This is a genomic window from Corynebacterium sp. UD i78 (assembly GCF_056280545.1).
The window spans coordinates 1,161,159-1,186,603 of record NZ_JBWCED010000001.1; the positions used below are offsets into that span (position 1 = coordinate 1,161,159).

A 25,445-nucleotide genomic window follows, 5' to 3' on the forward strand; every position below is an offset into this window, starting at 1 on the left:
CGCGGCGGACGGCACCGGTCGGTGAGCGGTGAGTGACGGTCATCCCGCTGTCCCGTGTGAACTCACCGGGGGACGGGGACTACGGTGGTCCCCATGGCTGAGGAGGAACAGGACGCGACGCACCGGCGCAACCGGCGTGCAGGACGCGGATGGTCCCGACGACGACGCGGATCCGACTACACTGTCCTGATCACCTCAGCGAAGAAGTCCCGGCTGTCGAACTGGCGCCACCGACGACACGTCTACGCTGCCCTGCAGCTCTCGCGGATCCCCCTGTTCATCATCGCGGTGATGATCTACGGCTGGCTGCACAATCCCGCGCTCGCCGCACTCGTGGCGGTCATCTCCCTGCCGCTGCCGTGGGTGGCGGTCCTGCTGGCCAATGATGCGGGCGAGGCGCAGGAAAAAGGTGTGCCCAAGGTGTACAAGCCCGCGCTGGTCCGCGAGCAGCGTGCACGGGAGATGCAGGCGCTGGCGGACCCGACCTCCCGTGCCGCGCTGGGCAGCGCACCGGATACCCCGCAGACCGGTGTACGCCGGGACACCCCTGAGATCATCGACGCCGACGAGGAGAACCCCCACCGATGACCACGCAGGACGCCACCGATGCACCGCGCACCGCGGATCCCCGCCCTGACGCCCTCGGTGACCTCGTCACCGCACTGACCGCCCTGAACTACGGCCGTGACACCGTGACCGGCGTCCTCGGCGCCGTGGGCTGGCGCGAAGCACTACAGGGCAACCCGGGTGCCGCTCTACGCCGCCTCCACGCCACCGGGCGTCCGGACATCCGCGACACAGTGATGACCGGCTGCTTCTTCCTGCGGGACGCCACCTCCCGTGACGACCTGTGCACCCTGCTCGGCGAGGACCTCGTCGACCGACTCTGCGATGCCGATGTCCTCGTCCCCGGTCCCCGCGATTCGGTGGTCAGTACCGTCGACATCCGTCCGGTGGATGATCCACGGCACGGCACCGACGGGTTACTCATCGTCTCCGACCCGGACGCCTCCCTCGATGTCCGGGTGGCGGGCCCCGACCACGTGCCCGGCGTCGGCCAGGCCCCACTGACCCTGCTCAACCAGGTACCGGCCGGGCACACCGGCCGACTGCTCGATATGGGTACCGGTTCCGGTGTCCTGGCCCTGTCGCTGGACGCGGACGAGGTCATCGCCACCGACATCCACGGCCGGGCCCTGGACTTCGCCCGGGCCTCGGAACGCAGTGTCCTGCGGACCGACGGGGCCCGCCGTCCGGTCGACTGGCGTGAGGGCAGCTGGTTCGACCCGGTGGACGGCGAGCTCTTCGACCGGATCGTCTCCAATCCGCCGTTCGTCGTCGGCGTCGGGGAGGTCGGGCACATCTACCGGGATTCCGACCTGGAACTCGACGGCGCAAGCCGGTTGGTCGCCGCCGGCGCCGCAGGGCATCTCTCCCCCGGCGGAACCGCCCACCTGCTCGGTGCCTGGGCGACAGGTTTCACCGAGTCCCCGGCGTCCCGTGTCGCGTCCTGGCTCCCGGAGACCGGGGTCCGTGCCTGGGTGGTCCAGCGCGACGAGGTCGACCCCGAAACCTACGTCCGGACCTGGTTGGCCGACGAATCCGTGGATATCCGCACTGCCGAAGGTCGTGACCGCACCCGTCGTTGGCTGGACATGTTCGGCGACCACGGCGTCACCCGGATCGGCATGGGCTACCTGCACATGCAGCGGATCGACGGACCGTCGGAGGTGACGTTCGAGGAGATCACCACTCCTGATCTCGGTTTCTTCGGTGACGAGGTCGCCGAATGGTTCCTGCGCAACGACTGGCTGGCCGACCGGGATGCCGGGGACGTGCTGGACGCCTCCTTCGCGGTGCGGCCGACGGTCGCGAGGGAATCTGTGGAGCTGCCGGACCCGACCGGGATCGGGTTCCGTGGCACCGTACTGCGGTTGACCCGTACCGACGGCCCCCGTTTCAGCCACGAGATCGACACCCCGCTGTCGGCCGTGGTCGCCGGGCTCAACCCGAACGGGTTGAGCCTGCGGGACACCGCGGGACTCTACTGCGCGGTCAACGACCTCGATGACGAGACGTTCACCACGGCCCTCGTACCGCTGGTGGTCGATCTGGTGCGCCACGGCCTGCTGCTGCCGGCCGACCTCCTCGACAGCAGACCCGTGACGGACGACGGGGAGGGCCTGCGGTGAAGGCTGTCGTCAGTACCGTCTCCTCGGCACAGGTCACCGTGGCCGGTGATATCGTCGGTGCCGTCGACGGCAACCGGGACGGTGCCGGTCGAGGTGCGTTGCTCGTACTGGTGGGAGTCGGACGCGAGGACGGGCCGGACGCCTGGCGCACGGTGGCCCGCAAGATCGCCGACCTCCGGATCCTGCCGGCCCCGGGTGAGCCGTGGGACGGGGTCCGGGATTCCGGAGCTGCAGACAACGGCGCCGAGATCCTCGTCGTCAGCCAGTTCACGCTCATGGGTGCGACAGCGAAGGGACGGCGTCCGTCCTGGTCCGCCGCAGCTCCCGGGGAGGACGCCGAAAAGGTCATCGACCTGCTGGTGGACGATCTCCGCGAGCGCGGTCTGACGGTCGCCACGGGGCGTTTCGGGGCGATGATGGAGGTTTCCTCCGTCAACCAGGGTCCGTTCACCGTCATCGTCGAGGCCTGAGTTCGGTGACCGCACATTTCTGACCCCCGACCGGGGGTAAGGTTCCCCTGTCGAAATAGATCAGTTCGCGATAGGCTTTTCCGAATTAGTCATCGCTGGATATGGACGGACCACAGCATCCCGTGGCCCTCACCGACAGCACCCGAACAACCGCAGAAGTGTCGCCGAAACCACCCCCGGGAACATTTCCCGGGATGCACCCGTTGGATCAGTGAGTGCTTCGGACAACCAACCCGGGAGGTCACCCGCATGAGCAACAGCAACACCAGCAGGACCGCTACCACGGCCGACTCTGACACCCTGGACGCCACGTCGTTGGACAGCACCGACGTCGTCGACGCGCAGGGCACCACCGGTGCCGGTGACCGCGACGATGCCCCCGGCGGCGACAGCATCGCAGCTGCCGCCGCCGCAGAAGACCCGCACGACACGGATGACACGGATGACACAGATGACACAGTCGGCTCCGACGAGGACGTCGCCGAGGACCAGCCCAAGGACAAGGGCCGTCGGCGCGGCAACAACGAGAACCCGTCGGCGGACCTGGTGCGCGTGTACCTCAACGGGATCGGCAAGACCGCACTACTCACCGCGGCCGACGAGGTGGAGCTGTCCCAGCGCATCGAGGCAGGTCTCTACGCCGAACACCTCCTGGAGACCGGCGAGAAGCTGACGCGCGCCCGTAAGCGTGACCTGAAGATCCTGGCCCGCGAGGGTCGCGCAGCCCGTACCCACCTGCTCGAGGCGAACCTGCGTCTGGTGGTTTCGCTGGCCAAGCGTTACACCGGCCGCGGTATGCCGCTGCTGGACCTCATCCAGGAGGGCAACCTCGGTCTGATCCGCGCGATGGAGAAGTTCGACTACGCCAAGGGCTTCAAGTTCTCCACCTACGCCACCTGGTGGATCCGCCAGGCCATCACCCGCGGTATGGCGGACCAGTCACGCACCATCCGACTGCCAGTCCACCTCGTCGAGCAGGTCAACAAGCTCTCCCGCATCAAGCGTGAGATGTACCAGCATCTCGGCCGCGAGGCCACGAACGAGGAGCTCGCCGAGGAGTCCGGCATCGACGAGTCGAAGATCGAGACGCTGCTCAAGCAGTCCCGTGACCCGGTGAGCCTCGACATGCCGGTCGGTTCCGACGAGGAGGCACCGCTAGGTGACTTCATCGAGGACTCGGACTCCACCGATGCCGAGGCAGCCGTCGTCGCCTCATTGCGGCACTCCGATGTCCGTGCGGTTCTCGACACCCTGGAGGAGCGCGAGCAGGACGTCATCAAGCTGCGTTACGGCCTCGATGACGGCATGCCGCGCACCCTGGACCAGATCGGTCGCAGTTTCGGACTGTCTCGCGAGCGGGTCCGTCAGATCGAGCGCGAGGTCATGGCGAAGCTCCGTGAGGGAGAACGTGCCGACAAGCTGCGTGAATACGCCGTCTGACGGGTCGGATAGACCGGTCCACCCCGCGCGGCACCGAAACGTGTAGTTTATGAGTAATTGGCACGTTTAGTCAGAACGACTATCAGAGAAAGGCCGTTGTCGAGTGAAGGATCTCGTCGATACCACAGAGATGTACCTCCGGACGATCTTCGAACTGGAGGAGGAAGGCATCCCGCCGCTGCGCGCGCGCATCGCAGAGCGACTCGAGCAGTCGGGCCCGACGGTCAGTCAGACCGTCGCACGTATGGAGCGTGACGGTCTGCTCTGGATCGCCGACGACCGCTCCCTTAAGCTCACCGAGGAGGGTCGTGCACACGCCACCGCGGTGATGCGTAAGCACCGCCTCGCCGAGCGCCTGCTGGTCGACGTCATCGGTCTTCCCTGGGAGTCCGTCCATGACGAGGCCTGCCGCTGGGAGCACGTCATGGGTGACGAGGTGGAGAAGCGTCTGCTCGCGGTCCTCAGCGAGCACGACACCTCCCCGTTCGGCAACCCGGTGCCCGGGCTGGAGAAGCTGGGGTCGGAGTCCGTCCCCAACCCGGCAGACTCCCACCGCGCCTCCGATCTCGACCTGAGCACCCCGACCACGGTGCGCATCGTCAGCTTCAACGAGATCGTGCAGGTCGAGCACAAGGTGATCACCCGTCTCGGCCAGTACGACATCCGCCCGGGCTCGGTCGTCACCGCCCAGGACACCCCCGACGGTCTGTCACTGACCACCGAGGCCGGCACTGTCACCGTCCCCGATGAGCTGGGACACGCGATCCGCGTCATCGTCGAGGAGGCCTGACCTGACATGCCGCTGAGCAAGGGAGCACATGTCCTCGTCACCGGTGGCGCAGGATACGTCGGCAGCGTCTGCGCCACCGTCCTGGTGGAGCAGGGGTACCGGGTGACCGTCATCGACGATTTGTCGACCGGCAACCGGGAGGCCGTCCCCGCGGACGCGGCTTTCGTCGAGGGTGACGTCCTGGACGCCGCTCCCGGCGTCCTCGCCGACGACTGTGCCGCGGTCTTCCACTTCGCGGCCAAGTCACTGGTGGGCGAGTCCGTGGTCTCTCCCGCCAAGTACTGGTCGGGCAATGTGGTCACCAGCCTGCGACTGCTCGACTTCATGCGCGCCGCCGGGGTCGACAACCTGGTCTTCTCCTCGACAGCGGCCTGTTACGGCGAACCGGAGACCGTGCCGATCACCGAGGATCTGCCGACCGCACCGACCAACCCCTACGGGGCGTCGAAGCTCGCGATCGACAACATCATCACCTCCTACGCCGCGGCCTACGGTCTCGGCGCGACGAGCCTGCGCTACTTCAACGTGGCGGGTGCCTACGGCAGTGTGGGCGAGAACCGCGCCGTGGAGACCCACCTCATTCCGCTGGTGCTGCAGGTCGCTGCCGGCGCCCGGGACAAGATCATGATCTTCGGTGACGACTGGCCCACCGTCGACGGCACCTGCGTCCGCGACTACATCCACATCCGGGATCTGGCGGACGCGCACCTGCTCGCCGCGTCCTCCAATGAGCCCGGTGTGCACCGGATCTTCAACCTGGGTTCCGGTGACGGTTTCAGCGTCCGTCAGGTCGTCGAGACCTGCCGCGAGGCCACCGGTCACCCGATCCCCGCCGAGGTCGCACCGCGCCGCGGTGGCGATCCCGCCACCCTCATCGCCTCGTCGGACCGTGCGGTCGCCGACCTCGGCTGGACCCCGACCCGCTCCGATCTGACGACCATCGTCAGGGATGCATGGGCCTTCACCTCGCAGCTCGGCGAGCGAGCTCACTTCGCACGACGCTGACACTGTCGCGGTCCACGACCCGACCCAGCAGTTCCCCGACACCCTCGTCCTCCGCCAGGGCGAGGGTGTCGTCTATCTCGCGCACTCCCCCGTCGATCATCGTGGCGATCACCCCGGCCGGACGTCCCTGTTCCGCGGTCGCCACCAGTTCGCGGGCCAGCTGCACCGACCCGGCGTTGACCTGTCCTGCCGGTACCCCCGGTGACACCGGGCCGTCCGTCTCCCTGAGCACTCGGTGGGCGGCCCGGTGCGCCAGCACTCCCCCGGAGCCGCACCACGCGACCATGGACAGCAGGACCAGCGCCCGGTAGCGTAGCGGTCCCCGGGCGATACGGGCGGTCTCGGCGAGGAGGTTCTGCACCGCTGCAGAGCAGGGACCGGTGGACAGGACCACGAGGACGCGGGCCAGCGGTTCCCGGTGACAGACCCTGGAGATGAAACGTGCCGTACCCTCGTCCCCCAGCAGCCTCCGGAATGTCGACCCCCCGTCCTCCACGGTCGCCAGGTGGTCGATGACACCGCACAGTGCGACGATGTCCTGCAACGTTCCCTCTGTGCCCCCGTCTCCCCTGTCTCCCCCGTCTCCCCTGTCTCCACCGTCGTCCCCGACCTCCCCGACCTCTCCGTGGTTCCGGCACGTCCAGCAGTCCGGGAGCAGCCCCCGGAGGTGCTCCGGTACCGGCACCTCATCCAGCAGCCGGTCGAACGCAGCCTGGTCCGGGAGTGTGCCCGGATCCTGTCCTGCAGCGTGCCCGGCAGCGGGACTCGACGCCGGATCCGGCAGAGCTCCGATCGGCCAGTGAGGATCCAGGGAGCTCTGCACCGACCCGTCGAGCGGGATCTTCCACCAGGACGCCCCCTTGCACAGGTCCGTGGCCAGGTACGCCGCAGCCGGCGGAGTGCCCGCCGACCGGAACAGCCTGACCGCCGTATCGACCAGAGGCCCCGCGTCCCCGCCCACGACCAGGATGATCACCGACCGGTCCACACGGTTACGGTTGGCCCGGATCAGGGCTTTCGCCGCACCGGTCACCGCTCCCTCGACCAGGTCGGCGCGCACCACCGGTCCCACCTCCGAAGATGTCGGACGGATCCCCGGCGGAGTGGCCGGACCGTCGGCGGGGCGGCTGAGCCCCAGGAAGACCATCGAGTTCTCCGGACGGAAGCCGAGCATCGCGGGGACGGCGGCGATGAGGGCGGCGGTGTCGTCACCCAGATCGACGTTGGCCCGTCCCGGCGGAGCACCGGAGGGAATAGGTGGGGCGGGGTTCCTGTTGTCAGATGTGTACGTCATGGGGTGATCATCCCCTACCGCGAAAGTTCCACTGTCCGCTCCGACCGCGTTTCCGCAGGAGCCTGTGGATAACTCGGGGGTTGTGGACAACATTGGTACTCTGGGCGGACCGTCAGGCTGTCGGAGTGGAAGGAGCAGCGGACAATGTCCGAGAATGACCGCATGTATGAACTCGAGTACCCCGCTCCCGGTGTCGGCGACGGGATCGGTGGAGTGCCGCTGGTCATCGCACTCCAGGGATACGCTGACGCAGGTCAGGGCGTCAATCAGGCCGCCCAGCACCTGCTGCAGGCGCTGGAACACCGGCCCGTGGCAACCTTCGACGTCGATGCCCTCATCGACTACCGGTCGCGACGCCCCGGCGTGACCATCGACCGCAGTCGCCTCATCGGCAGCGAAGAGCTCGCACTGACCCTGCACCGGCTGGAGGATTCCGCCGGCCATCCTTTCCTGCTCCTCGAAGGCCCGGAGCCGGATCTGCGGTGGAACGCCTTCAGCCGGGCCGTCACGGAACTGTCGAAGAGCCTCGGGGTGGACCGGTCGATGACCCTGTATGCCGCGCCGATGACCGTCCCGCACACCCGCCCGCTGGTGGTCTCCGCCCACGCCTCGGACCCGACCCTGGTCGCTGACCTGCAGCGGTGGGAGTCCCGGATGATCATCCCCGGATCCGCGGCACTGCGGACCGAGATCTCACTGTCGAAGGCAGGAGTGGACACCGTCGGGCTGACCGCACACGTCCCCCACTACATCGCGGCGTCGGACTACCCGGAGGCAACCTACGGTCTGCTGCACGCCGTGGAGCAGGTCGGTGACCTCGAACTTCCGCTGCGTGCCCTGCGGGCGGACATGGAGAAGGTCCGCAAACAGCTCGCAGAACAGGTCGAGGAGTCCGGTGAGATCGGCACAGTGGTCGCCGCACTGGAACGGCAGTACGACGAGGAGATGGCGCGGATACGTCGTCGCCGGGAGAACAGTCTGCTGGCCCCGGGTGAGAACGTGCCCTCCGGCGAGGAACTGGGCGCGGAGTTCGAACGTTTCCTCGCCGGCATGTCCGGCGACAGCGACGGAGAGGACGCCGGGACCGGTTCCTCCGGCAGCACCGGGGATCACGGGGACGACCCCGAGGACGGCGACGGGGACGCCTGACCTGGCCGGTGGGCGGCTGACGGTACGGTAGAGGGCGTGAAATCCGCGCACCCTGACTCCCCCGTCCAGCCCACGCTCGCCGATCAGCTGCCCGACCTGGCCGAGGTTCCGGAGTCCCTGCTGGATGATGCGGTCCTCGAGTCTTTCCTGGCCTGGGCCCGGGAGCGCGGTATCACCCCGTACCCGGCGCAGGAGGAGGCCGCGACAGCGCTGGCCGCCGGGGACAACGTCATCCTCGCCACCCCCACCGGGTCCGGGAAGTCGCTCGTCGCCACGGCCGCCCACTTCATCGCCCTGGCACACGGGAAGCGCACCTTCTACACCGCACCGATCAAGGCACTGGTCAGCGAGAAGTTCTTCGCTCTGTGCGAGATCTTCGGCCCGGAGAAGGTCGGAATGATGACCGGTGACGCGACCGTCAACGGCCGTGCCCCGATCATCTGCGCGACAGCGGAGATCGTCGCGAATATCGCGCTGCGCGACGGGTCGGACGCCGAGATCGACCAGGTCGTCATGGACGAGTTCCACTACTACTCCGAGCCGGACCGGGGGTGGGCGTGGCAGGTCCCGTTGCTGGAACTGCACCAGGCCCAGTTCCTGCTCATGAGTGCGACGCTGGGCGACACCACCTGGCTGGAGAAAGACCTCGAGCAGCGCACCGGACGCACCAGTACCACGGTCACCGGAACCACCCGCCCGGTGCCGCTGGACTTCCACTACGTCTACACCCCGGTCCACGAGACAGTGGAGGAGCTGCTGGACCACGGCAGGGCCCCGGTCTATCTGGTGCACTTCTCCCAGCGTGAGGCCGCCGAGCGCGCCCAGGCACTGACCAGCATCAACCTGTTGGGAGACAAGGCCCGGACCGCCGAGCGCAAGGCCGCCATCGCCGAGGCTATCGGCACGTTCCGCTTCTCCTCCGCCTTTGGAAAGACCCTCTCCGGGCTGCTACGCAAGGGTATCGGCGTCCACCATGCGGGCATGCTGCCGAAGTACCGGCGACTGGTCGAGAAGCTTGCCCAGCAGGGTCTTCTCACCGTGATCTGCGGAACGGACACCCTCGGAGTGGGTATCAACGTGCCGATCCGCACCGTGGTGCTCACCGGGCTGGCGAAGTACGACGGGATCAGGCACCGCGTGCTGAAGTCCCGCGAGTTCCACCAGATCGCCGGCCGCGCCGGGCGCGCGGGCTACGACACCGAAGGCACGGTCATCGTGGAGGCCCCCGACCACGAGATCGAGAACTACCGGCTGCGGCAGAAGGCGGGCTCAGACCCGAAGAAGCTGAAGAAGATGCGCAAGAAGCACGCGCCGGAGGGTCGGGCCACCTGGTCGGAGTCCACCTTCGACCGGCTGACCACCGCGGAACCCGAGGAACTCGTCAGCCAGTTCCGGATGAGCAATGCGATGCTCATCAACGTCGTCGCCCGCGACCAGTGGACCTACGCCGCACTGAAGGCGCTGCTGCGTGGCAACCACGACACACGTACGAAGCAGAACCAGGAGATCCTCACCACCCTCGACCTCTACCGCGGCCTGCTGCGCGCCGGCATCGTCGAGGAGGTCGCGGCGGACACCCCCTCCGGGAAGGACGCCCGACTGACCCGTGAGCTGCAGCGCGACTTCGCGCTGAACCAGCCACTGTCCCCGTTCGCCCTGGCTGCACTGGATCTGCTGGACCCGGAGTCCTCCACCTACACCCTGGATGTCATCAGCACCTTCGAGGCGATCCTGGATGATCCGGGCCAGATCCTCACCGCCCAGCAGCGTGCACGTCGGGGTGAGGAGATCGCCGCGCTCAAGGCCGAAGGTGTCGAGTACACCGAACGGATGGCCCTGGTCGAGGAGATCTCCTGGGACATGCCGCTGCACGACGAGCTCGAGCAGGCCTACGGGATCTTCTGCGAGACCAACCCGTGGGCGAAGGACTTCCGACTGTCGCCGAAGTCGGTGGTCCGCGAGATGATCGAGAAGGCGATGACCTTCTCCGACCTGGTCTCGACCTACTCACTGGCCCGCGCCGAGGGCGTGGTGCTGCGCTACCTCACGGACGCCTGGCGGACGCTGAGCCACAGTGTCCCCCCGGAGCACCGGACCGAGGAACTGGAGGACATCCTCGTCTGGCTCGGTGAGCTCATCCGGCAGGTGGACTCCTCCCTCGTCGACGAGTGGGCGGCGATGTCCGACCCCGATGCACCGGTCACCGCCGAGCAGGTCGCCGAACACGCCTTCGGCGTCGGGGAGGCTACCCTGCTCTCTTCCAATCCGCGGGCGCTGCGGCGGATGGTGCGCAACCACCTCTTCCGCCATGTGGAACTCTTCGCCTTCGAGCGGGAGAACCAGCTCGCCGACCTCGACTCCTACCTGGACAACCCGCCGGACTGGCCGTCGGAGATGGACGCTTACTTCGACGAGTACGACGATGTCGGCACCGACACCGCCGCACGGTCCGGAGACCTGGTCCTCATCACCGAGGACGCCGGAACCTGGACCGTCCGTCAGATCATCGACGATCCCGAGGGTGACCACGGCTGGGCGTTCGAGGGCGTCGTGGATCTGTCCGCCACCGATGAGGCCGGCGAGGTGCGGCTGCGCAGCCTGCGGATCATCCGCGGTTGAGTGACCTGTCGAGGACGTCGCGCCCGGCGACGACTGCGCCGGCGTACGACGTCGCCAGAGTCGCGGATACGGCCTCGAAATCTTCGGCGCGTCCGGAGCTCGACCGGTAGCACAGGTACACCGAACGTCCCGCGGTTCCGGCTCCGCCGGAGAAGGTGGCCAGTTCCAGGTCCGGGTGGTCGCATTCGGCCGCGACCGCGCTGATCGGGACGAGGGTGCAGCCCAGTCCACCGATGACGCACTGGACGATGGTGGTCAGACTCGCGGCGCGGGTGACGGCCTGGGCCGCGTCCCGTCCGACGGTCGTGGACCGGCACAGGTCGAGGACCTGGTCACGCAGGCAGTGCCCGTCATCGAGCAGGAGCAGGTCGAGATCATCGAGATCGGACACGGTGAGGTCACTGCGTCCTGCCAGGGGGTGCCCGGACGGCATCACCAGCACGAACTCCTCGTCGTAGACATGGAGGCTCTCGGTCCCGGTCGCGGCAGCTTCGCCGGCGATGACGGCGGCATCGAGCCCACCGTGCTTCAGCGAGTCCATGAGGTCGTCGGTCTTCTCCTCGACGATCTGCGGCCGCAGGTCAGGGGCGACCGACGGCAGCCGGCGCAGCAGATCAGGGAGCAGGAAGGGGGCGATGGTCGGGATCATGCCGAGATTCATCGGGCCGGCGAGCCCTCCCTTGACGCCCCGGGCGTGGGAGACGAAGGCGTCGAGACTGTCGAGAGTGGCCTGGGCGTAGGGCAGCAGGGCGGTGCCGACGGGGGTGACGATCACCCGTCTGGTGGACCGTTCGATGAGCTGGACGCCCAGTCCCTGCTCGAGCGCGGCGAGCGCCTGGGAGAGGGAGGGCTGGGAAATGCCGAGTCGGTGTGCCGCCGTGCCGAAGTGTCCGTTTTCTGCGATGGTCACGAAGGTGCGCAGCTGGGAGACCGTCGGACGATACTCTCTATTGGCCATACCTATAAAGGTACTCTCCAGGCCACTCAACACCCTATCTGAGCGAACATATAAGCTTAGACCTATCGTAAGCGGTCCTGCCTATCGTCTTTGCCTTTGCACTTCAGTCATCATCGTGACATAATCAGAAGTGGTTCAAGATCAAGCGTCTTTCGCCTTAGGAGGCAAACACCGTGTCCATTCTCACCGTCGGTGACCAGTTCCCCGAGTTCGATCTCACCGCCCTCAAGGGTGGCGACCTGCACGAGGCCAACGCCCAGTCCCCGGAGGACTACTTCGAGAACGTGACCCTCGACAAGTACCAGGGCAAGTGGAAGGTCGTGTTCTTCTACCCGAAGGACTTCACCTTCGTCTGCCCGACCGAGATCGCCGCCTTCGGCAAGCTCGACGAGGACTTCCAGGATCGCGACACCCAGATCCTCGGCGGCTCCACCGACAACGAGTTCGCCCACTTCAACTGGCGCGCCACCCACCCGGAGCTGAAGACCGTTCCGTTCCCGATGTTCGCTGACGTCCGCCACGACCTGATCCGGGCCCTCGGTGTCGAGAACGCCGCCGGTGTCGCCGACCGCGCCACCTACATCGTCGACCCGGACAACGTGATCCAGTTCGTTTCCGTCACCCCGGATGCCGTCGGCCGCAACGTCGACGAGGTCCTCCGTGTCCTCGACGCACTGCAGTCCGAAGAGGTCTGCGCCTGCAACTGGCAGGCCAACGACCCGACCAAGAACATCAACAAGATGGATGTCGTGCAGGAGGCGCTCAAGTAATGTCGATCGACAACCTCAAGGGTGGCCTGCCCGAGTACGCCAAGGACCTCAAGCTGAACCTGGGAACCCTAGCCCGGTCCACCGAGCTCTCCGAGCAGCAGCTGTGGGGCACTTTCGTCGCCACTGCCGCCGCCACCCGCAACGACCAGATCATCTCCGAGATCTCCGAGGAGGCCAAGTCCCACCTCTCGGACGAGGCCTACAACGCCGCTCTCGCCGCCGCGTCCATCATGGCGATGAACAACGTGGCCTACCGCGCCCGCGGCTGGCTCGGCGACGACTACGCCCAGGTCCGCATGGGTCTGCGCATGAACGTCATCTCCAAGCCGGGTATCGAGAAGGTCGACTTCGAGCTCTTCTCCCTCGCCGTCTCCACCATCAACGGTTGTGAACACTGCACCATCGCCCACGAGAAGACCGTGCGCGAAGAGGGTCTGACCAAGGAGCAGGTCTTCGAGGCCGTCAAGATCGCCGCCACCGTCTCGGGCGTCGCCCAGGCGCTGCAGATCGCGGACGCCAGCTAGACCCACCGGTTACACCGGTCCCCCGCACCTCGTGCGGGAGCAACGCCGGGCACCGTTCCCCCGATCCGGGGGAACGGTGCCCGGCGTTCCGCATATGGGGCCCGGTGGTAGAATCGCCGGGTGGATTCCGAGGACAGAAAGCCGACACAGCAGGCACGACAGGGCTCCGCGAGACGCCGGAAGCGGCGTCCTGCCGGGCAGGGGCGTTCACGGACGAAGGGGCCGCTGCGTCAGAACCTCGACCGGAACCTCCACTTCCCCGAGGGACTGCCCGTCTCCGCCCGCCGTGACGAGATCATGGAGGCGATCCGCGACAACCAGGTCGTCATCGTCGCCGGCGAGACCGGCTCCGGCAAGACGACCCAGCTTCCCAAGATGTGCCTGGCCCTGGGCCGGGGCACCCGGGGTCGCATCGGACATACCCAGCCCCGTCGCATCGCCGCCCGTTCCGTCGCCGACCGCATCGCCGACGAACTCGGCGAGAAGGTCGGCGAGCCGGCGGGACGCGTCGGCTACAAGATCCGTTTCGATGACACGGTCTCCGACTCGACCGCCGTCAAACTGATGACTGACGGCATCCTGCTCGCCGAGATCCAGCATGACCGACTGCTGCGCGCCTACGACACGATCATCATCGACGAGGCCCACGAGCGCAGTCTCAACATCGACTTCCTGCTCGGCTACCTCCGCGAGATCATGCCGAAGCGTCCCGATCTCAAGATCATCGTGACCTCGGCGACGATCGACCCGGAATCGTTCGCGAAACACTTCGCCGATGCCGACGGCAACCCTGCACCCGTCATCGAGGTCTCCGGCCGCACCTACCCCGTCGAGATCCGCTACCGCCCGCTGGTGCAGGTCGTCGGTGCCGACGACAACGGCGACGGCGGGAAAGAGGTCGAGACCGATCCGCTCGACGGCCTGGTGGACGCGGTCCGGGAATTGTCGGCCCAGGGGCCCGGCGACATCCTCTGCTTCTTCTCCGGTGAGCGTGAGATCCGGGACGCCGCAGACGCCCTCTCCGACGCGAAGCTACGCGGCGGTGTCGACATCCTCCCTCTGTTCGGACGCCTGTCCTCGGCCGAGCAGCACCGGGTATTCTCCACCGGCCCGAGGCGACGCATCATCCTGGCGACCAATATCGCCGAGACCTCCCTGACCGTGCCGGGCATCAAGTACGTCGTGGACACCGGCTACGCGCGCATCTCCCGCTACTCCCACCGGACCAAGGTCCAACGGCTGCCTGTCGAGGAGATCAGCCAGGCCTCCGCCCGCCAGCGGTCGGGACGGTGCGGCCGCACCTCCGACGGCATCGCCGTCCGCCTGTACTCCGAGCAGAACTTCGAGGCCCGCCCCGAGTTCACCGACCCGGAGATCCTGCGTACCCACCTGTCGAGCGTCATCCTCTCCATGGCCTCACTGGGCCTCGGAGACATCTCCGAGTTCCCCTTCCTCCAGCCACCGGACAAGAAGTCCGTCCGTGACGGTATCCAGTTGCTCCAGGAACTGGGCGCCTTCGCCCCGGGCAATGACGGGACCTCTGCCACCTCGACCGCCCGACCGCTGACGGACACCGGACGGGACATGGCCCGGATCCCCACCGATCCGCGACTGGCACGTATGCTCGTCGCCGCCCATGAACGTAGCGTCCTCGAACAGATCGCGGTGATCGTCGCCGCACTGAGCATCCAGGACGTCCGCGAGCGTCCCATGGAGAAGCAGGCGCAGGCCGATCAGGCGCACGCCCGCTACAAGGCGGACTCCGACTTCATGTCCCTGCTCAAGCTGTGGAACCACCTGCAGGAGAACCGTCAGGCGCTGTCGGGCAACCAGTTCCGGCGGCTGTGCAAGCGCGAGTTCATCCACTACGTGCGCGTCCGTGAATGGATCGACCTGGTGCGCCAGTTGCTCACCGTGATCCAGGACCTGCACTGGAAGGTCCCGAACATCCGGCACGTCCGCAACCTCACCTTCGAGCTCGACAAGGGTGGTGCCACGGCGCTGGCCGAAGACGACGTGCACAAGGCGCTGCTGTCCGGACTGCTGACCAACACAGGACTGCGCGAGGGGAATTCCCGCCAGTTCCTCGGTACCCGCGGCACCCACTTCGTCATCCACCCCTCCTCGCACCTGTCGAAGAAGCCGCCGCAGTGGGTGATGGCTGCCGAACTGGTGGAGACCTCGCAGGTCTTCGCCCGGGCGGTCGCCCCGCTGACCCCGGAGTGGGTCGAGGAGGTCGCCCCGCACATGGTGAAGTACACCTACGCGGAGCCGCACTGGTCGTCGAAGCGTGGTGCGGCGATGATCCACGAGAAGGCGCTGATGCTGGGACTGCCGATTGTCGCGGACCGTACGGTACCACTGTCGAAGGTCGATCCGACGGCGGCGCGGGAGACCTTCATCCGCTCCGCACTCGTCGAGGGTGACTGGCACACCCGCCACAAGTTCTTCTCCCACAACCGCGAGCTGCTGGAGAACGCCACCCAGCTCGAGGAGAAGGCCCGCCGCCGTGACATCGTCGTCGACGACGACACCCTCTACGACTTCTACGACGCCAGGATCCCCTCCCAGGTCGTCTCCGCCCGCCACTTCGACTCGTGGTGGAAGAAGGCCCGTCACGGCTCCCCGGACCTGCTGGACTTCACCGAGGATGCTCTCATCAGCTCGGACAGCCAGGCCGCCCAGGCGCGGGAATTCCCTGACATCTGGCGTCAGGGGTCGGTCGAGTACGAGTTGGAGTACGTTTTCCGCCCCGGAGATCCGGCCGACGGCATCACCATGCGGGTGCCGCTGCCGCTGCTCGCCGGACTGGACGACACCGACACGCGCTGGCTCGTCGCCGGTATGCGCGAGGAACTGTGCGTCGCCCTGATCCGGACTCTCCCGAAGCACCTGCGCACCAGTGTGGTTCCCGCCGGCGAATTCGCCCGGGCTGCACTGGCCAGGATGACCCCCTACGACGGAGCGCTCGATGACGCCCTGGCGGACGCCCTGCGCAGTCTCGGGGGCACCGGGATCAGCGGAACCGACTTCGACTGGTCGAGAATCCCCGATCACCTGCGGATGGCTTTCGCCGCCGTGGACCGACGGGGCAAGGTCGTCGCCCGGTCGCGTGATCTTGCGGCGCTTCGGCAGGAACTCGCCGGCGAGATCACCCGGTCCATCGCCACCGTCGCCGCGCGGCAGTCCTCCGGCAAGGACGGCTCCCCCGCCCCGTCGGATGCCGCGAACCACCGCGGGAAGCGTCGTCGACAGGGACAGAAGGGAGAGGCGGGCCGACAGGCGGAGGGCAACGGCCCCTCCGGCGGTGACGTCGGCATCCTCGCCCGTGACACCGAGTGGAGCGTCGAAGGGATCGGTGTGATCCCGGAGACCGTGGAATCCGTGGTCGACGGACAGCCGGTGACCGCCTACCCTGCTCTGGTGATCGATGATTCCGGTGTAGCACTCCGCGCCTACCCGTCCCAGGCGGCGGCCGCCGGGGCCCAGTTCACCGCGGTCCTGCATCTCATGCTCGACGCCTGCCGGGTACAGCCCAGGCAGATGATCAAAGGTCTGCCGCTGCGGCAGCGGGTGGCCGTGGAGAACTACCCCTACGGTGGACCGGATGCTCTCGTCAAGGACTGCCGGGTGCTGGCCTGCAGGGAACTGCTGGGCGAGTTCGGTCCGGTCATCCGGGATCCCGACCGGTGCGCCGAAGCTGTCGCCGCGGCCCGGGACCGCGGGCCGGGAATGGTCCGCCAGACCGTCGTGGCTGTGGCGCCTGCCGCCCTTGCGGTGGCCGACATGTCCGCCGAACTGGAGAACTGGGACGGCGAGTCAATCACCGAGATGCGTGATCAGCTGAAGTTCTACCTGGGTCCCCACCGGATCACCCGGAACGGTGCGGCACACCTGCGCCATGTACCCCGCTATGTCGCGGCGATGCAGGCACGACTGACGATGATGGAGCAGGATCCGGACCGCGAGGCAGATCTCGCCGACCAGATCCGGGAATGCCTCGATGCAGTGCAGGCGACCCGCGACAGATTGCCGAAGAGCCGCGCCGCCTCCCCGCAGGTCAAGGACGTGGAGTGGCTCATCGAGGAGCTGCGCGTCGCACTGTTCGCCCAGAACCTGGGCACCACCCGGACGGCCAGTGTGCAACGGGTACACAAGGCCCTCCGGAAGATCAGCTGACGACATCCTCCGTGGTCTGCTGACCGGCCTGCCCCGCTTCGCGGAGCAGCCGGATCTCGTTCTCGAAGTCCTCGGCGCTGCGGAATGACTTGTAGACCGAGGCGAACCGGAGATAGGCGACCTCGTGGAGATTGCGCAGAGGTTCGAGGATCGCGAGGCCGATGTCGTTGGCGTCCACCTGTGATCCGTGGGTTGCGCGGATCGACTGCTCAACCTCGTGTGCGAGGACCTTGAGCGCGTCATCCGGGACCTCGAGTCCCTGACAAGCCCGGCTGACACCGCGGATGACCTTGTCGCGACTGAACTCCTCGGTCACACCATTGCGCTTGGTGACCAGGAGAATGGACCGCTCCAGTGTGGTGAAGCGGGTACCGCAGTTGCTGCATTCCCTGCGACGGCGGATCGCCGAACCGGATTCCACGGTGCGTGAGTCAAGGACCCTGGACTGTTCGGACCGACACGAAGGGCAGAGCATGATGGATTCTCCTGGGGCATACCGGGATTCGGATGCCGCCCATCGTAGTCCCGCAGTACTACTGCCCCGACTTCGCGGTACCTGGAACCGACTCCGTCAGATCCCCCGCGGTCGCCGGTCCGACCAGTGCGGGGACCGACTCCTGCTCCACCTGACCGGGATCGGTGAGCAGTGGGCTCAGCCCGATCATCAGCAGGCAGCTCAGACCGCCCAACAACACGACGCCCGGAGACTGGAGCACCATGATCGTGCGCCGGCGGGTCCGCCACCACCAGCCGCGTCCCTCGAACGCCCGTTCCGGACCGCGGGCGGTCCTTTCCCGGGACTCCACGGTCCGTGCGGAGGGACGGAGGACTGCTCCGGCGCCGGCAGTGTTCGAACTACCAGCGGCGGCAACGGTGGACCAGTCAGGTCGGCGGACCGGCTCCCGGAAAGCGCGGTCCCGGTCGGGGCAGGTGGTGATCACTGGTGTGGACATGGTGTGTGCTCCTCTCGACGTTGAGGCCCGGGAATCCTGTCTCCCGGACACGGACGACAGTTCAGCATCCGAGCCGGACAGCGGATCCCGGTTCCTTATCGAACATCGTCCGTACGTTCGAAATCTCTCGTTCAATCGCGAAGATAGCACGGATGTTCGACACAGTCCAGGAACCCGCCGAAGTTTTCGAACATGTTGGTAGGGAAACCGCCGACTTTCATGTATGGTCGAGAGAGAACAAGCCGGACAAGGCAGGGAGCGGAAGAACGATGGCACAGACCACACAGCCGGACGACGCCACAGGCGGAGAGGTCCGTCGCGGCCGTCCCAAGGGATCGGTGACCGCCAAGGGCACGGACGCGGCCGACGGCAAGGGGCGGGAGAAGCTCTCCGAACGACAGCGTCGGATCCTCGACGTCATCAAGGACGGCATCCAGTTCCGCGGGTACCCGCCGAGCATCCGCGAGATCTGCGATGCAGTCGGCCTGAACTCCACCTCGTCGGTCTCGTACCACCTCAAGGAGCTTGAGCGGAAAGGCTATCTGCGCCGCGAAGGCAACAAGCCCCGCGCCGTGGACATCCGTGGCCTCGACCCGACGGACTCGAGCTCGAAGCCCGGTCCGAAGCCGGCGTCCGTGCTGCCCAAGGGGATGCCGGAGCCGTCCTTCGTCCCGGTTGTCGGTCAGATCGCAGCCGGCAGCCCGATCCTCGCCGAGCAGCACGTCGAAAGCCATTTCCCGCTGCCCCAGGAGCTCGTCGGCGGCGGCGAGCTCTTCCTTCTCCAGGTTGTCGGCGAGTCCATGCAGGATGCCGGCATCCTCAACGGAGACTGGGTGGTCGTACGCTCCCAGCAGACCGCCGAGCTCGGTGAGTTCGTCGCCGCGATGATCGACGGCGAGGCCACCGTCAAGGAGTTCCACCCCAGCGACGGCACAGTGTGGCTTCTCCCCCACAACCCCCTGTTCGAGCCGATCCGGGGTGACGAAGCCCAGATCCTCGGTCGGGTCGTCGCCGTCCTGCGCAAGATCTGACGTCACCGCGTCGAGTTCCCGTCCAGATCCGGCAAGGCCCCGGAGTCGTCTCCGCCGGGGAGTCGTCACCGGGGCCTTCGCCCGACCGGGGCAGGCAGGGTCAACCGGGGTCAGCGGCCGATGACCGCCGCAGCTGCAGCCCGCGCCTCCTCCGCACCTTCGGCGTTGAGGGCGGCAGCCGCCATCTCCCGGCAGGTGACGAAATCGACGTCACCGAGCTGGGCGCCCACGGCAGCCAGTGCCGGGGTCGCCGCCGACAGGGAGTTCACCCCGAGGCCGGTGAGCACACAGGCCAGCAGCGGGTCAGCCGCCGCCTCACCGCACACTCCGACCGCGGTCCGGGTCACCGATCCCGCACGGCAGGTCGTATGCACCAGGTGCAGCACCGCCGGCTGCCACGGGTCGGTGAGGTACGCCAGTGACGACGACAGCCGGTCCGCCGCCATGGTGTACTGGGTCAGATCATTGGTACCGATCGAGACGAAGTCCAGGTAGGACATCATTTTCTCCGCCATCAGCGCGGCAGCGGGCACCTCGATCATCGCGCCGGCGGTCAGGCCCCGTTCGTGGCACATCTCCGCGAACCACCTGGCTTCGAAGACCGTCGCCACCATCGGCGCCATCACCCAGGTGTGTGCCGAAGGCTCCGTCCGGCCCGCGAGCTTCTGCGCCGCGGCGATACCGTCGAGCTGACGCACCAGTAGCTCCGTGTTTCCCCGGGCGATACGGAGTCCGCGCACACCCAGTGCCGGATTCTCCTCCTCCTCGGCGTTGACGAAGGGCACCGGCTTGTCGGACCCGGCGTCCAGCGTCCGCACCACGACCTTGCCCTCCGGGAACGCCCGGAAAACCTCCGCGTACTTCTCCGCCTGCTGCTCCACCGACGGCTCCTCGGTCTCGCTGAGGAAGCACAGCTCGGTACGGAACAGGCCGATACCTTCCGCGACCGATGCCGCGGCCTGTTCGGCGGTGGCACCATCCTGCACGTTCGCCAGCAGCTGCACACGCTGTCCGTCCCGGGTCTGTGCCGGACCACTCCAGCTGCGGACCTTCTCCGCGTACTCCGCGGCCTCGGCCACCCGGCGCTGAGCATCCTGCGGGTCCACACCGGACTCCACGGTGCCCTCGCCACCGTCGACGAGCAGCTGCTCGTCGTCGGACAGGGTCCGCAGCGAGCGACCGGTCGCCACCACACAGGGGATGTCGAGCTGTCGGGCGATGATGGCGGTATGGCTGGTGGCCCCACCCTTCTCGGTCACCACGGCGACGATCAGCGACGGGTCCAGAGTCGCGGTGTCCGCCGGTGCCAGATCATCGGCGAGCAGCACGTGAGGCGAGGTGACCTGGGGGATGCCCGGTTCAGGCTCACCACGGAGCTCGGCGATGACACGGTCCCGCACATCGGCGAGGTCCGTGACCCGCTCTGCCATCACTCCTCCCGCCTTGAGGAACATGTCGATGAAGTAGTCGGTGGCCTGGCGCACGGCATAGAGGTTCGTCTGCCCCGCGGCGACGGACTTCTTCACCTTCTTCGCCCAGGCGCGGTCACGGGCGATGACCACAGTGGCCTCCAGAACCTGACGGGCGTGCCCGTCGACCTGCTCCGCACGCTCGGTCAGACGGCCGGCGACAGTCTCCACCGCCTCAGTGAAGGCCTCGTACTCTGCATCCCGCTGATCCTCGGCCACTGTCGCGGTCGGTTCGGGGAGTTCCGGGCGGGCGGTGACCCAGGTTGCCGGTGCGAAAACCACACCCGGTACCACCGGCTTTCCCTTCACCACCCCCGCATCCTCCACGGGACTGGATTCACCGACGGCGGACGTGCTGTCTGACTTGCTCACGGAAGGCTCCCACTGGTGTTTCGGCGACTCGTTGTCAGCACCACGATACGCGCGAGCGATGCCTCCGGTCCGCCCGCGGGTCACCCCCGTCCAGTGTCTTCCGGCTACACCCGTCACCTCCATCCGCCGCCCCCTTCCGTGTACCCCGTGTGTCCACCCACCTATGATCGGGGCGTACCCCCTTGTCCACCCCTCCCTGGCCTGTGAAACGAGCACCGTGAATTCCGAAGAACGTCGCCGACAGATCGCGTCCCTCACCGCCGTCCACGGCCGGGTGACCGTGGTCGAGCTCGCCGACCGCTTCGACGTCACCCCCGAGACCATCCGCCGCGACCTCACGGTCCTCGACGACGAGGGCGCGCTGCACCGCGTCCACGGCGGTGCGGTGCCGACCAACACCTTCCAGACGAGGGAGACCGCGATCGAGGAACGCCGCGGTGCCGCCCCGGAAGCCAAGGTGCGTATCGGCCGAGCGGCATCCACACTGCTGCCGGAGACCGGGACCGTCTTCCTTGACGCCGGAACCACCACCGCGATGCTCGCCCACTCCATCGCCGAGGACCCCACCAAGGGACGCAACCTGACCTTCATCACGAACTGTCTGCCCATCGCCGTCCGACTGGGCGCGGCAGGGATAGGTGACGTCCAGCTGCTCGGCGGTCACATCCGGGCGATCACCCAGGCTGTCGTCGGCGACATCACGTTGCGGGCCATCGGTATCAACCACGCCGACATCGCCTTCATCGGCACCAATGCGCTCTCCCTGGACCACGGACTGTCCACCGCGGACGCCCGGGAGGCAGCCGTGAAGCGGGCGATGATCGCCAACGCCGACCGTGTGGTCACGATGTGTGACTCGACGAAGTTCGGCCGTGACTACCTCGTCAGCTTCGCCCCGGTCTCCGAGGTGGACACCGTGGTCACAGACACCGGTATCCCCGCCCAGTACCTCGAGGCACTGGAGCGCGAGGAGATCGACGTTCTCCGGGCGTGACCTGCTTCCTCAGACGGTCCCCACCCCCGTCGGCCGGAACGCTATACGCTGGGGCACGGACACGACCGTCCACCCGCCTATCACTCCGGAACCACAGTTAGGACCGTGAACATCATCATGGCTTCGACCACCGTCACCGTCGGCTCGACCGTCGGTCTGCACGCCCGCCCGGCCACCGTCATCGCAGAGGCTGCCGCCAACTACGACGACGAGATCCTCATCGCCCTCGTTGACGCCGACGAGGATGACGAGCCGGCGGACGCGACGTCCTCACTGATGATCATGGCGCTCGGTGCCGAGCACGGCGACCAGGTCACCGTGTCCTCGGACAACGCCGATGCCGTCACCGAGATCGCCGGCCTCGTCGAGAAGAACCTCGACGAGGAGTAACTCCCCCACCCCCGGGCGTCACCCCTCCAGGGTGTAGCCCCGGACCCGGGTGTCCCGTCCCTCACCGACGTTCTCGAAGAACCAACGCAGCAGCGGGTAGCCGACGATCATGCCGACCGAACCCCAGGCGATACCCTCGAGGGTCAGATCGCCGAAGGTGAGCGTCAGGTTGCCGATGCCGGCGATCATCGCCACCGACGCGGTGGTGAGATTCAGCGGATGGGCCAGATTGACCTTGTTCTCCTGCCAGATCCGGACGCCGAGCAGGCCGATCATGCCGTAGAGCACCATCGCCGCACCACCGAGCACACCGGTCGGGATGGTCTGGATGACCGCACCGAACTTGGGGACGAACGCGAGAGCCGCGGCGGTGAACGCTGCAACCCAGTAGGCCGCCGTCGAGTACACCCGGGTCGCCGCCATGACGCCGATGTTCTCCGCGTAGGTCGTCGTACCGGAACCACCGAAGCCGCCGGCCAGGGCGGTCGCCACACCGTCGGCCATGAGGGCAGCGCCCTGCTCGTCGTCCAGGTCACGGCCGGTCATCCCGGCCACCGCCTTGACGTGGCCGACATTCTCCGCGATGAGTACCACGATGACCGGGAGGGTCAGCAGGATCGCGTTGAGCTGGAACTCCGGGGTCTCGAAGTGCGGCAGACCGATCCAGTCCGCGTCCCGGATCATGTCGCCCGCGCCGCCGGCGAGGTTCCCGGTGACGGCCGCGAAGGCCCAGCCGATGACGACACCGAACAGGATGCCCAGGCGTCCGATCATGCCGCGACCGGCGACCGTGAACAGCAGCACAGCGGCCAACGTGACGGCGGCGACCAGCGGCTGTTCACCGAAATTTCCGGCGGCGTTCGGGGCCAGGTTCAGACCGATCATCGCGACGATCGCACCGGTGACCGCCGGCGGCATCACCGCGTCGATGACGCGACGGCCCGCTGCCTGCACCGCCAGACCGACGAGGAACAGGGCCACACCGACGACGACGATGCCGCCGAGCTGTGCGGCGAAGCCGTCCGCCTGGGACGCCGCCAGCGGCGCGATGAAGGCGAAGGAGCTGCCCAGGTAGGAGGGCACCTTGTTGCGGGTGAGCAGCAGGAAGATCATCGTGCCCACGCCTGAGAACAGCAGGGTGGTGTTCACCGGGAAGCCGGTGATGGTGGGCACCAGCAGTGTCGAGCCGAACATGGCGATGACGTGCTGCATGCCGATGCCGACGGTGCGCGGCCAGCTCAGCCGCTCATCGGGGGCGACGACGGCGCCGGGACGGACATGGCGTCCGTCCCCGTGGAGGGTCCAGACCCGGGTCCGGACAGGGGCGTCCCCCGTGGAATTCTCTCTTGATGCAGTCACGCACGACAGTCTAGGACTGCACCACGAAAGCGGCGAGTTCAGCCGCCAGCACCTTCGGCAGGCGGACGTCGAGGACCGTGCCGCCGGAGGTGTACTCCTCGGAAAGCACCGTACCCAGCTCGTGGACCCGGGAGACCACGTCCCCGCGGGAGAACGGCACGGACAGGGTGACCCGGGCGTCCATCGAATTGAGGAAGAGTTCCAGCCGGCTCTCCAGTTCCGCGATGCCCTCACCGGTGGCGGCGGAGACGAAGATCACGTCATCGAGCCGGTTGCGCAGGTCCGCCAGGACGAGCGGATCAGCGGCGTCGACTTTGTTGACCACGAGAATCTCCGGCGGGGCGTCCTCCCCGGTCTCCTCGGCGATCTCCCCGATCACCGTGTTGACCGCGGCGATCTGCTCCATCGGGAAAGGATCAGACCCGTCGACGACATGGAGGACGACGTCCGCAGCCATGACCTCCTCCAGTGTGGAGCGGAAGGCCTCGACCAGCTGGGTCGGCAGGAAGCGGATGAAACCGACGGTGTCGGAGAAGACGACGGTGCGACCGTCGGCGAGCTCCGCCCGCCGCGTCGTCGGGTCCAGGGTGGCGAACAACGCGTCCTCCACGAGGACACCGGCCCCGGTCAGCGCATTGAGCAGCGAGGACTTGCCGGCGTTGGTGTAGCCGGCGATCGCGACCTGGGCGACGGCCGAGGAGTCACGTCGACGGCGCTTGATGTCGCGGGCCTTCTTCATCCCCTCGATCTCCCGGCGCAGCTTCGCCATGTCGTTGCGGATGCGCTGACGGTCGGCCTCGATCTTCGTCTCGCCGGGACCACGGAGCCCCACGCCACCGTTGGAGCCCGCCCTGCCACCGGCCTGACGGGACAGCGCACCACCCCAGCCACGCACCCGGGTGATGAGGTACTCCAGCTGGGCGAGCTGGACCTGCGCCTTGCCCTCCCGCGACTTGGCGTGCTGGGCGAAGATGTCGAGGATGAGCATGGTCCGGTCGATGACCTTGACGTCGAGGAGTTTCTCCAGGGCGATCATCTGGCCGGGGCTGAGCTCACCGTCGGCGACGACAGTGTCCGCACCGGTCTCCACGACCACCTGGCGCAGCTCCTCGACCTTTCCGGAGCCGATGTATGTGCCGGAGTCCGGCTTGTCGCGACGCTGGTAGAGCATGTCGACGACCTCGGAGCCGGCGGTCTCGGCGAGGGCGGAGAGCTCCGAGAGCCGTGCCTCGACCTGCTCGACGGTGCCCTCGGTCCATACCCCGACAAGGACGACACGCTCCAGGCGCAGGCGTCGGTACTCGACGTCGTAACCGTCGGACTGCTCGGTCGAGTGGTCGGCGGTACCGCGGGTGAGGCGGCGCAGGCTCGACCGCTGTTCCAGGTCAAGGTCACCGACTGTCGGGGTTCCGGTCGGCTCGGGTGTGGGTTCGGTACCGTCGGTGCGGTTGATGTCGTTCATTGCTTTCTATCTTGGCACGGAACCG

Annotated in this window: 21 protein-coding genes; 14 read left to right on the forward strand and 7 right to left on the reverse strand. The window is 67.3% G+C overall.

Annotated elements, in window-relative coordinates; genetic code table 11:
• The first annotated feature begins 93 nt into the window (after window positions 1-93).
• The 6 genes from ACZ9GM_RS05515 to galE all read left to right on the forward strand — a co-directional run bounded on the left by ACZ9GM_RS05515 (window position 94) and on the right by galE (window position 5,897).
• Entirely contained in the window at window positions 94-588 is a 495-nt protein-coding gene (locus tag ACZ9GM_RS05515; protein WP_476037371.1) for a DUF3099 domain-containing protein, read from the forward strand.
• The gene (locus tag ACZ9GM_RS05520; RefSeq protein ID WP_476037372.1) at window positions 585-2,192 is read left to right on the forward strand and encodes a DUF7782 domain-containing protein; all 1,608 of its coding nucleotides are present in this window, start codon (window positions 585-587) and stop codon (window positions 2,190-2,192) included. The genes ACZ9GM_RS05515 and ACZ9GM_RS05520 overlap by 4 nt, the downstream gene beginning before the upstream one ends.
• A complete protein-coding gene (gene dtd / locus ACZ9GM_RS05525) occupies window positions 2,189-2,662 on the forward strand; it encodes a D-aminoacyl-tRNA deacylase (RefSeq protein ID WP_291474620.1) in 474 nt (157 codons plus the stop codon). The genes ACZ9GM_RS05520 and dtd overlap by 4 nt, the downstream gene beginning before the upstream one ends.
• A gap of 249 nt (window positions 2,663-2,911) precedes the next feature.
• Complete coding sequence (locus tag ACZ9GM_RS05530) at window positions 2,912-4,102, forward strand: sigma-70 family RNA polymerase sigma factor (RefSeq protein ID WP_291474621.1); 1,191 nt, start codon at window positions 2,912-2,914, stop codon at window positions 4,100-4,102.
• A 103-nt stretch (window positions 4,103-4,205) separates the two neighbouring features.
• Entirely contained in the window at window positions 4,206-4,892 is a 687-nt protein-coding gene (locus tag ACZ9GM_RS05535; RefSeq protein WP_291474622.1) for an iron-dependent transcriptional repressor DtxR, read from the forward strand.
• A gap of 6 nt (window positions 4,893-4,898) precedes the next feature.
• Window positions 4,899-5,897, forward strand: a complete 999-nt coding sequence (galE, locus tag ACZ9GM_RS05540; RefSeq protein WP_291474623.1) for a UDP-glucose 4-epimerase GalE — start codon at window positions 4,899-4,901, stop codon at window positions 5,895-5,897.
• Here galE and ACZ9GM_RS05545 read toward each other — a convergent pair.
• Window positions 5,854-7,191 carry a DUF4192 family protein gene (locus tag ACZ9GM_RS05545; RefSeq protein WP_476037373.1) on the reverse strand — a complete coding sequence of 446 codons (1,338 nt, stop codon included), beginning with the start codon at window positions 7,189-7,191 and terminating at the stop codon, window positions 5,854-5,856. The two genes, galE and ACZ9GM_RS05545, sit on opposite strands and share 44 nt — an antisense overlap.
• Window positions 7,192-7,335: 144 nt before the next feature.
• On the opposite strand from ACZ9GM_RS05545, the gene ACZ9GM_RS05550 reads away from it, so the two are divergent.
• Together ACZ9GM_RS05550 and ACZ9GM_RS05555 are read left to right on the forward strand one after the other, a co-directional pair.
• Window positions 7,336-8,340 carry a PAC2 family protein gene (locus tag ACZ9GM_RS05550; protein WP_291476535.1) on the forward strand — a complete coding sequence of 335 codons (1,005 nt, stop codon included), beginning with the start codon at window positions 7,336-7,338 and terminating at the stop codon, window positions 8,338-8,340.
• A 36-nt stretch (window positions 8,341-8,376) separates the two neighbouring features.
• Entirely contained in the window at window positions 8,377-10,959 is a 2,583-nt protein-coding gene (locus ACZ9GM_RS05555) for a DEAD/DEAH box helicase (protein ID WP_291476536.1), read from the forward strand.
• Here ACZ9GM_RS05555 and ACZ9GM_RS05560 read toward each other — a convergent pair.
• Window positions 10,946-11,917 (reverse strand): LysR family transcriptional regulator, encoded by a 972-nt coding sequence (locus ACZ9GM_RS05560; protein ID WP_291476538.1) that lies wholly within the window; start codon window positions 11,915-11,917, stop codon window positions 10,946-10,948. The two genes, ACZ9GM_RS05555 and ACZ9GM_RS05560, sit on opposite strands and share 14 nt — an antisense overlap.
• A gap of 173 nt (window positions 11,918-12,090) precedes the next feature.
• On the opposite strand from ACZ9GM_RS05560, the gene ACZ9GM_RS05565 reads away from it, so the two are divergent.
• From ACZ9GM_RS05565 to hrpA, 3 genes are all read left to right on the forward strand, one after another.
• Window positions 12,091-12,687, forward strand: coding sequence for a peroxiredoxin (locus tag ACZ9GM_RS05565; protein WP_291476540.1), 597 nt, complete (start codon window positions 12,091-12,093; stop codon window positions 12,685-12,687).
• Window positions 12,687-13,211, forward strand: coding sequence for an alkylhydroperoxidase, AhpD family (gene ahpD, locus ACZ9GM_RS05570; protein WP_291476542.1), 525 nt, complete (start codon window positions 12,687-12,689; stop codon window positions 13,209-13,211). The genes ACZ9GM_RS05565 and ahpD overlap by 1 nt, the downstream gene beginning before the upstream one ends.
• A 120-nt stretch (window positions 13,212-13,331) precedes the next feature.
• On the forward strand, window positions 13,332-17,390 hold the full coding sequence (gene hrpA / locus ACZ9GM_RS05575) for an ATP-dependent RNA helicase HrpA (RefSeq protein ID WP_291476544.1): 4,059 nt from the start codon (window positions 13,332-13,334) through the stop codon (window positions 17,388-17,390).
• On the opposite strand, the gene nrdR is transcribed toward hrpA, so the two are convergent.
• Both nrdR and ACZ9GM_RS05585 read right to left on the reverse strand, forming a co-directional pair.
• Window positions 17,383-17,865: a transcriptional regulator NrdR gene (nrdR, locus tag ACZ9GM_RS05580; protein WP_291476546.1), complete on the reverse strand. Its 483-nt coding sequence runs from the start codon at window positions 17,863-17,865 to the stop codon at window positions 17,383-17,385. The genes hrpA and nrdR overlap by 8 nt on opposite strands.
• A gap of 58 nt (window positions 17,866-17,923) precedes the next feature.
• Entirely contained in the window at window positions 17,924-18,343 is a 420-nt protein-coding gene (locus ACZ9GM_RS05585) for a hypothetical protein (protein ID WP_291476547.1), read from the reverse strand.
• A gap of 269 nt (window positions 18,344-18,612) precedes the next feature.
• Here ACZ9GM_RS05585 and lexA point away from each other — a divergent pair, with 269 nt between their 5' ends.
• Window positions 18,613-19,374, forward strand: coding sequence for a transcriptional repressor LexA (gene lexA / locus ACZ9GM_RS05590; protein WP_291476549.1), 762 nt, complete (start codon window positions 18,613-18,615; stop codon window positions 19,372-19,374).
• A 110-nt stretch (window positions 19,375-19,484) separates the two neighbouring features.
• On the opposite strand, the gene ptsP is transcribed toward lexA, so the two are convergent.
• On the reverse strand, window positions 19,485-21,215 hold the full coding sequence (gene ptsP / locus ACZ9GM_RS05595) for a phosphoenolpyruvate--protein phosphotransferase (RefSeq protein WP_291476551.1): 1,731 nt from the start codon (window positions 21,213-21,215) through the stop codon (window positions 19,485-19,487).
• 217 nt (window positions 21,216-21,432) lie between these two features.
• On the opposite strand from ptsP, the gene ACZ9GM_RS05600 reads away from it, so the two are divergent.
• Both ACZ9GM_RS05600 and ACZ9GM_RS05605 read left to right on the forward strand, forming a co-directional pair.
• Window positions 21,433-22,209 carry a DeoR/GlpR family DNA-binding transcription regulator gene (locus ACZ9GM_RS05600; protein ID WP_291476556.1) on the forward strand — a complete coding sequence of 259 codons (777 nt, stop codon included), beginning with the start codon at window positions 21,433-21,435 and terminating at the stop codon, window positions 22,207-22,209.
• A gap of 117 nt (window positions 22,210-22,326) precedes the next feature.
• Entirely contained in the window at window positions 22,327-22,599 is a 273-nt protein-coding gene (locus tag ACZ9GM_RS05605) for an HPr family phosphocarrier protein (RefSeq protein ID WP_041630594.1), read from the forward strand.
• A gap of 18 nt (window positions 22,600-22,617) precedes the next feature.
• On the opposite strand, the gene ACZ9GM_RS05610 is transcribed toward ACZ9GM_RS05605, so the two are convergent.
• Window positions 22,618-23,958, reverse strand: a complete 1,341-nt coding sequence (locus tag ACZ9GM_RS05610) for a uracil-xanthine permease family protein (protein ID WP_291476558.1) — start codon at window positions 23,956-23,958, stop codon at window positions 22,618-22,620.
• A 10-nt stretch (window positions 23,959-23,968) separates the two neighbouring features.
• Window positions 23,969-25,420 carry a GTPase HflX gene (hflX, locus tag ACZ9GM_RS05615; protein WP_291476560.1) on the reverse strand — a complete coding sequence of 484 codons (1,452 nt, stop codon included), beginning with the start codon at window positions 25,418-25,420 and terminating at the stop codon, window positions 23,969-23,971.
• Between the last annotated feature and the right edge of the window lie 25 nt (window positions 25,421-25,445).

What these genes read in the sequence shown, in the direction of transcription:
- ahpD (WP_291476542.1), top strand. Translation starts at nt 12,687, where the DNA reads ATGTCGATCGACAACCTCAAGGGTGGCCTGCCCGAGTACGCCAAGGAC.
- nrdR (WP_291476546.1), bottom strand. Translation starts at nt 17,865, where the DNA reads ATGCTCTGCCCTTCGTGTCGGTCCGAACAGTCCAGGGTCCTTGACTCA.
- ACZ9GM_RS05560 (WP_291476538.1), bottom strand. Translation starts at nt 11,917, where the DNA reads ATGGCCAATAGAGAGTATCGTCCGACGGTCTCCCAGCTGCGCACCTTC.
- ACZ9GM_RS05515 (WP_476037371.1), top strand. Translation starts at nt 94, where the DNA reads ATGGCTGAGGAGGAACAGGACGCGACGCACCGGCGCAACCGGCGTGCA.
- ACZ9GM_RS05550 (WP_291476535.1), top strand. Translation starts at nt 7,336, where the DNA reads ATGTCCGAGAATGACCGCATGTATGAACTCGAGTACCCCGCTCCCGGT.
- ACZ9GM_RS05545 (WP_476037373.1), bottom strand. Translation starts at nt 7,191, where the DNA reads ATGACGTACACATCTGACAACAGGAACCCCGCCCCACCTATTCCCTCC.
- ACZ9GM_RS05530 (WP_291474621.1), top strand. Translation starts at nt 2,912, where the DNA reads ATGAGCAACAGCAACACCAGCAGGACCGCTACCACGGCCGACTCTGAC.
- lexA (WP_291476549.1), top strand. Translation starts at nt 18,613, where the DNA reads ATGGCACAGACCACACAGCCGGACGACGCCACAGGCGGAGAGGTCCGT.
- ACZ9GM_RS05520 (WP_476037372.1), top strand. Translation starts at nt 585, where the DNA reads ATGACCACGCAGGACGCCACCGATGCACCGCGCACCGCGGATCCCCGC.
- ACZ9GM_RS05605 (WP_041630594.1), top strand. Translation starts at nt 22,327, where the DNA reads ATGGCTTCGACCACCGTCACCGTCGGCTCGACCGTCGGTCTGCACGCC.
- hflX (WP_291476560.1), bottom strand. Translation starts at nt 25,420, where the DNA reads ATGAACGACATCAACCGCACCGACGGTACCGAACCCACACCCGAGCCG.
- ACZ9GM_RS05585 (WP_291476547.1), bottom strand. Translation starts at nt 18,343, where the DNA reads ATGTCCACACCAGTGATCACCACCTGCCCCGACCGGGACCGCGCTTTC.
- galE (WP_291474623.1), top strand. Translation starts at nt 4,899, where the DNA reads ATGCCGCTGAGCAAGGGAGCACATGTCCTCGTCACCGGTGGCGCAGGA.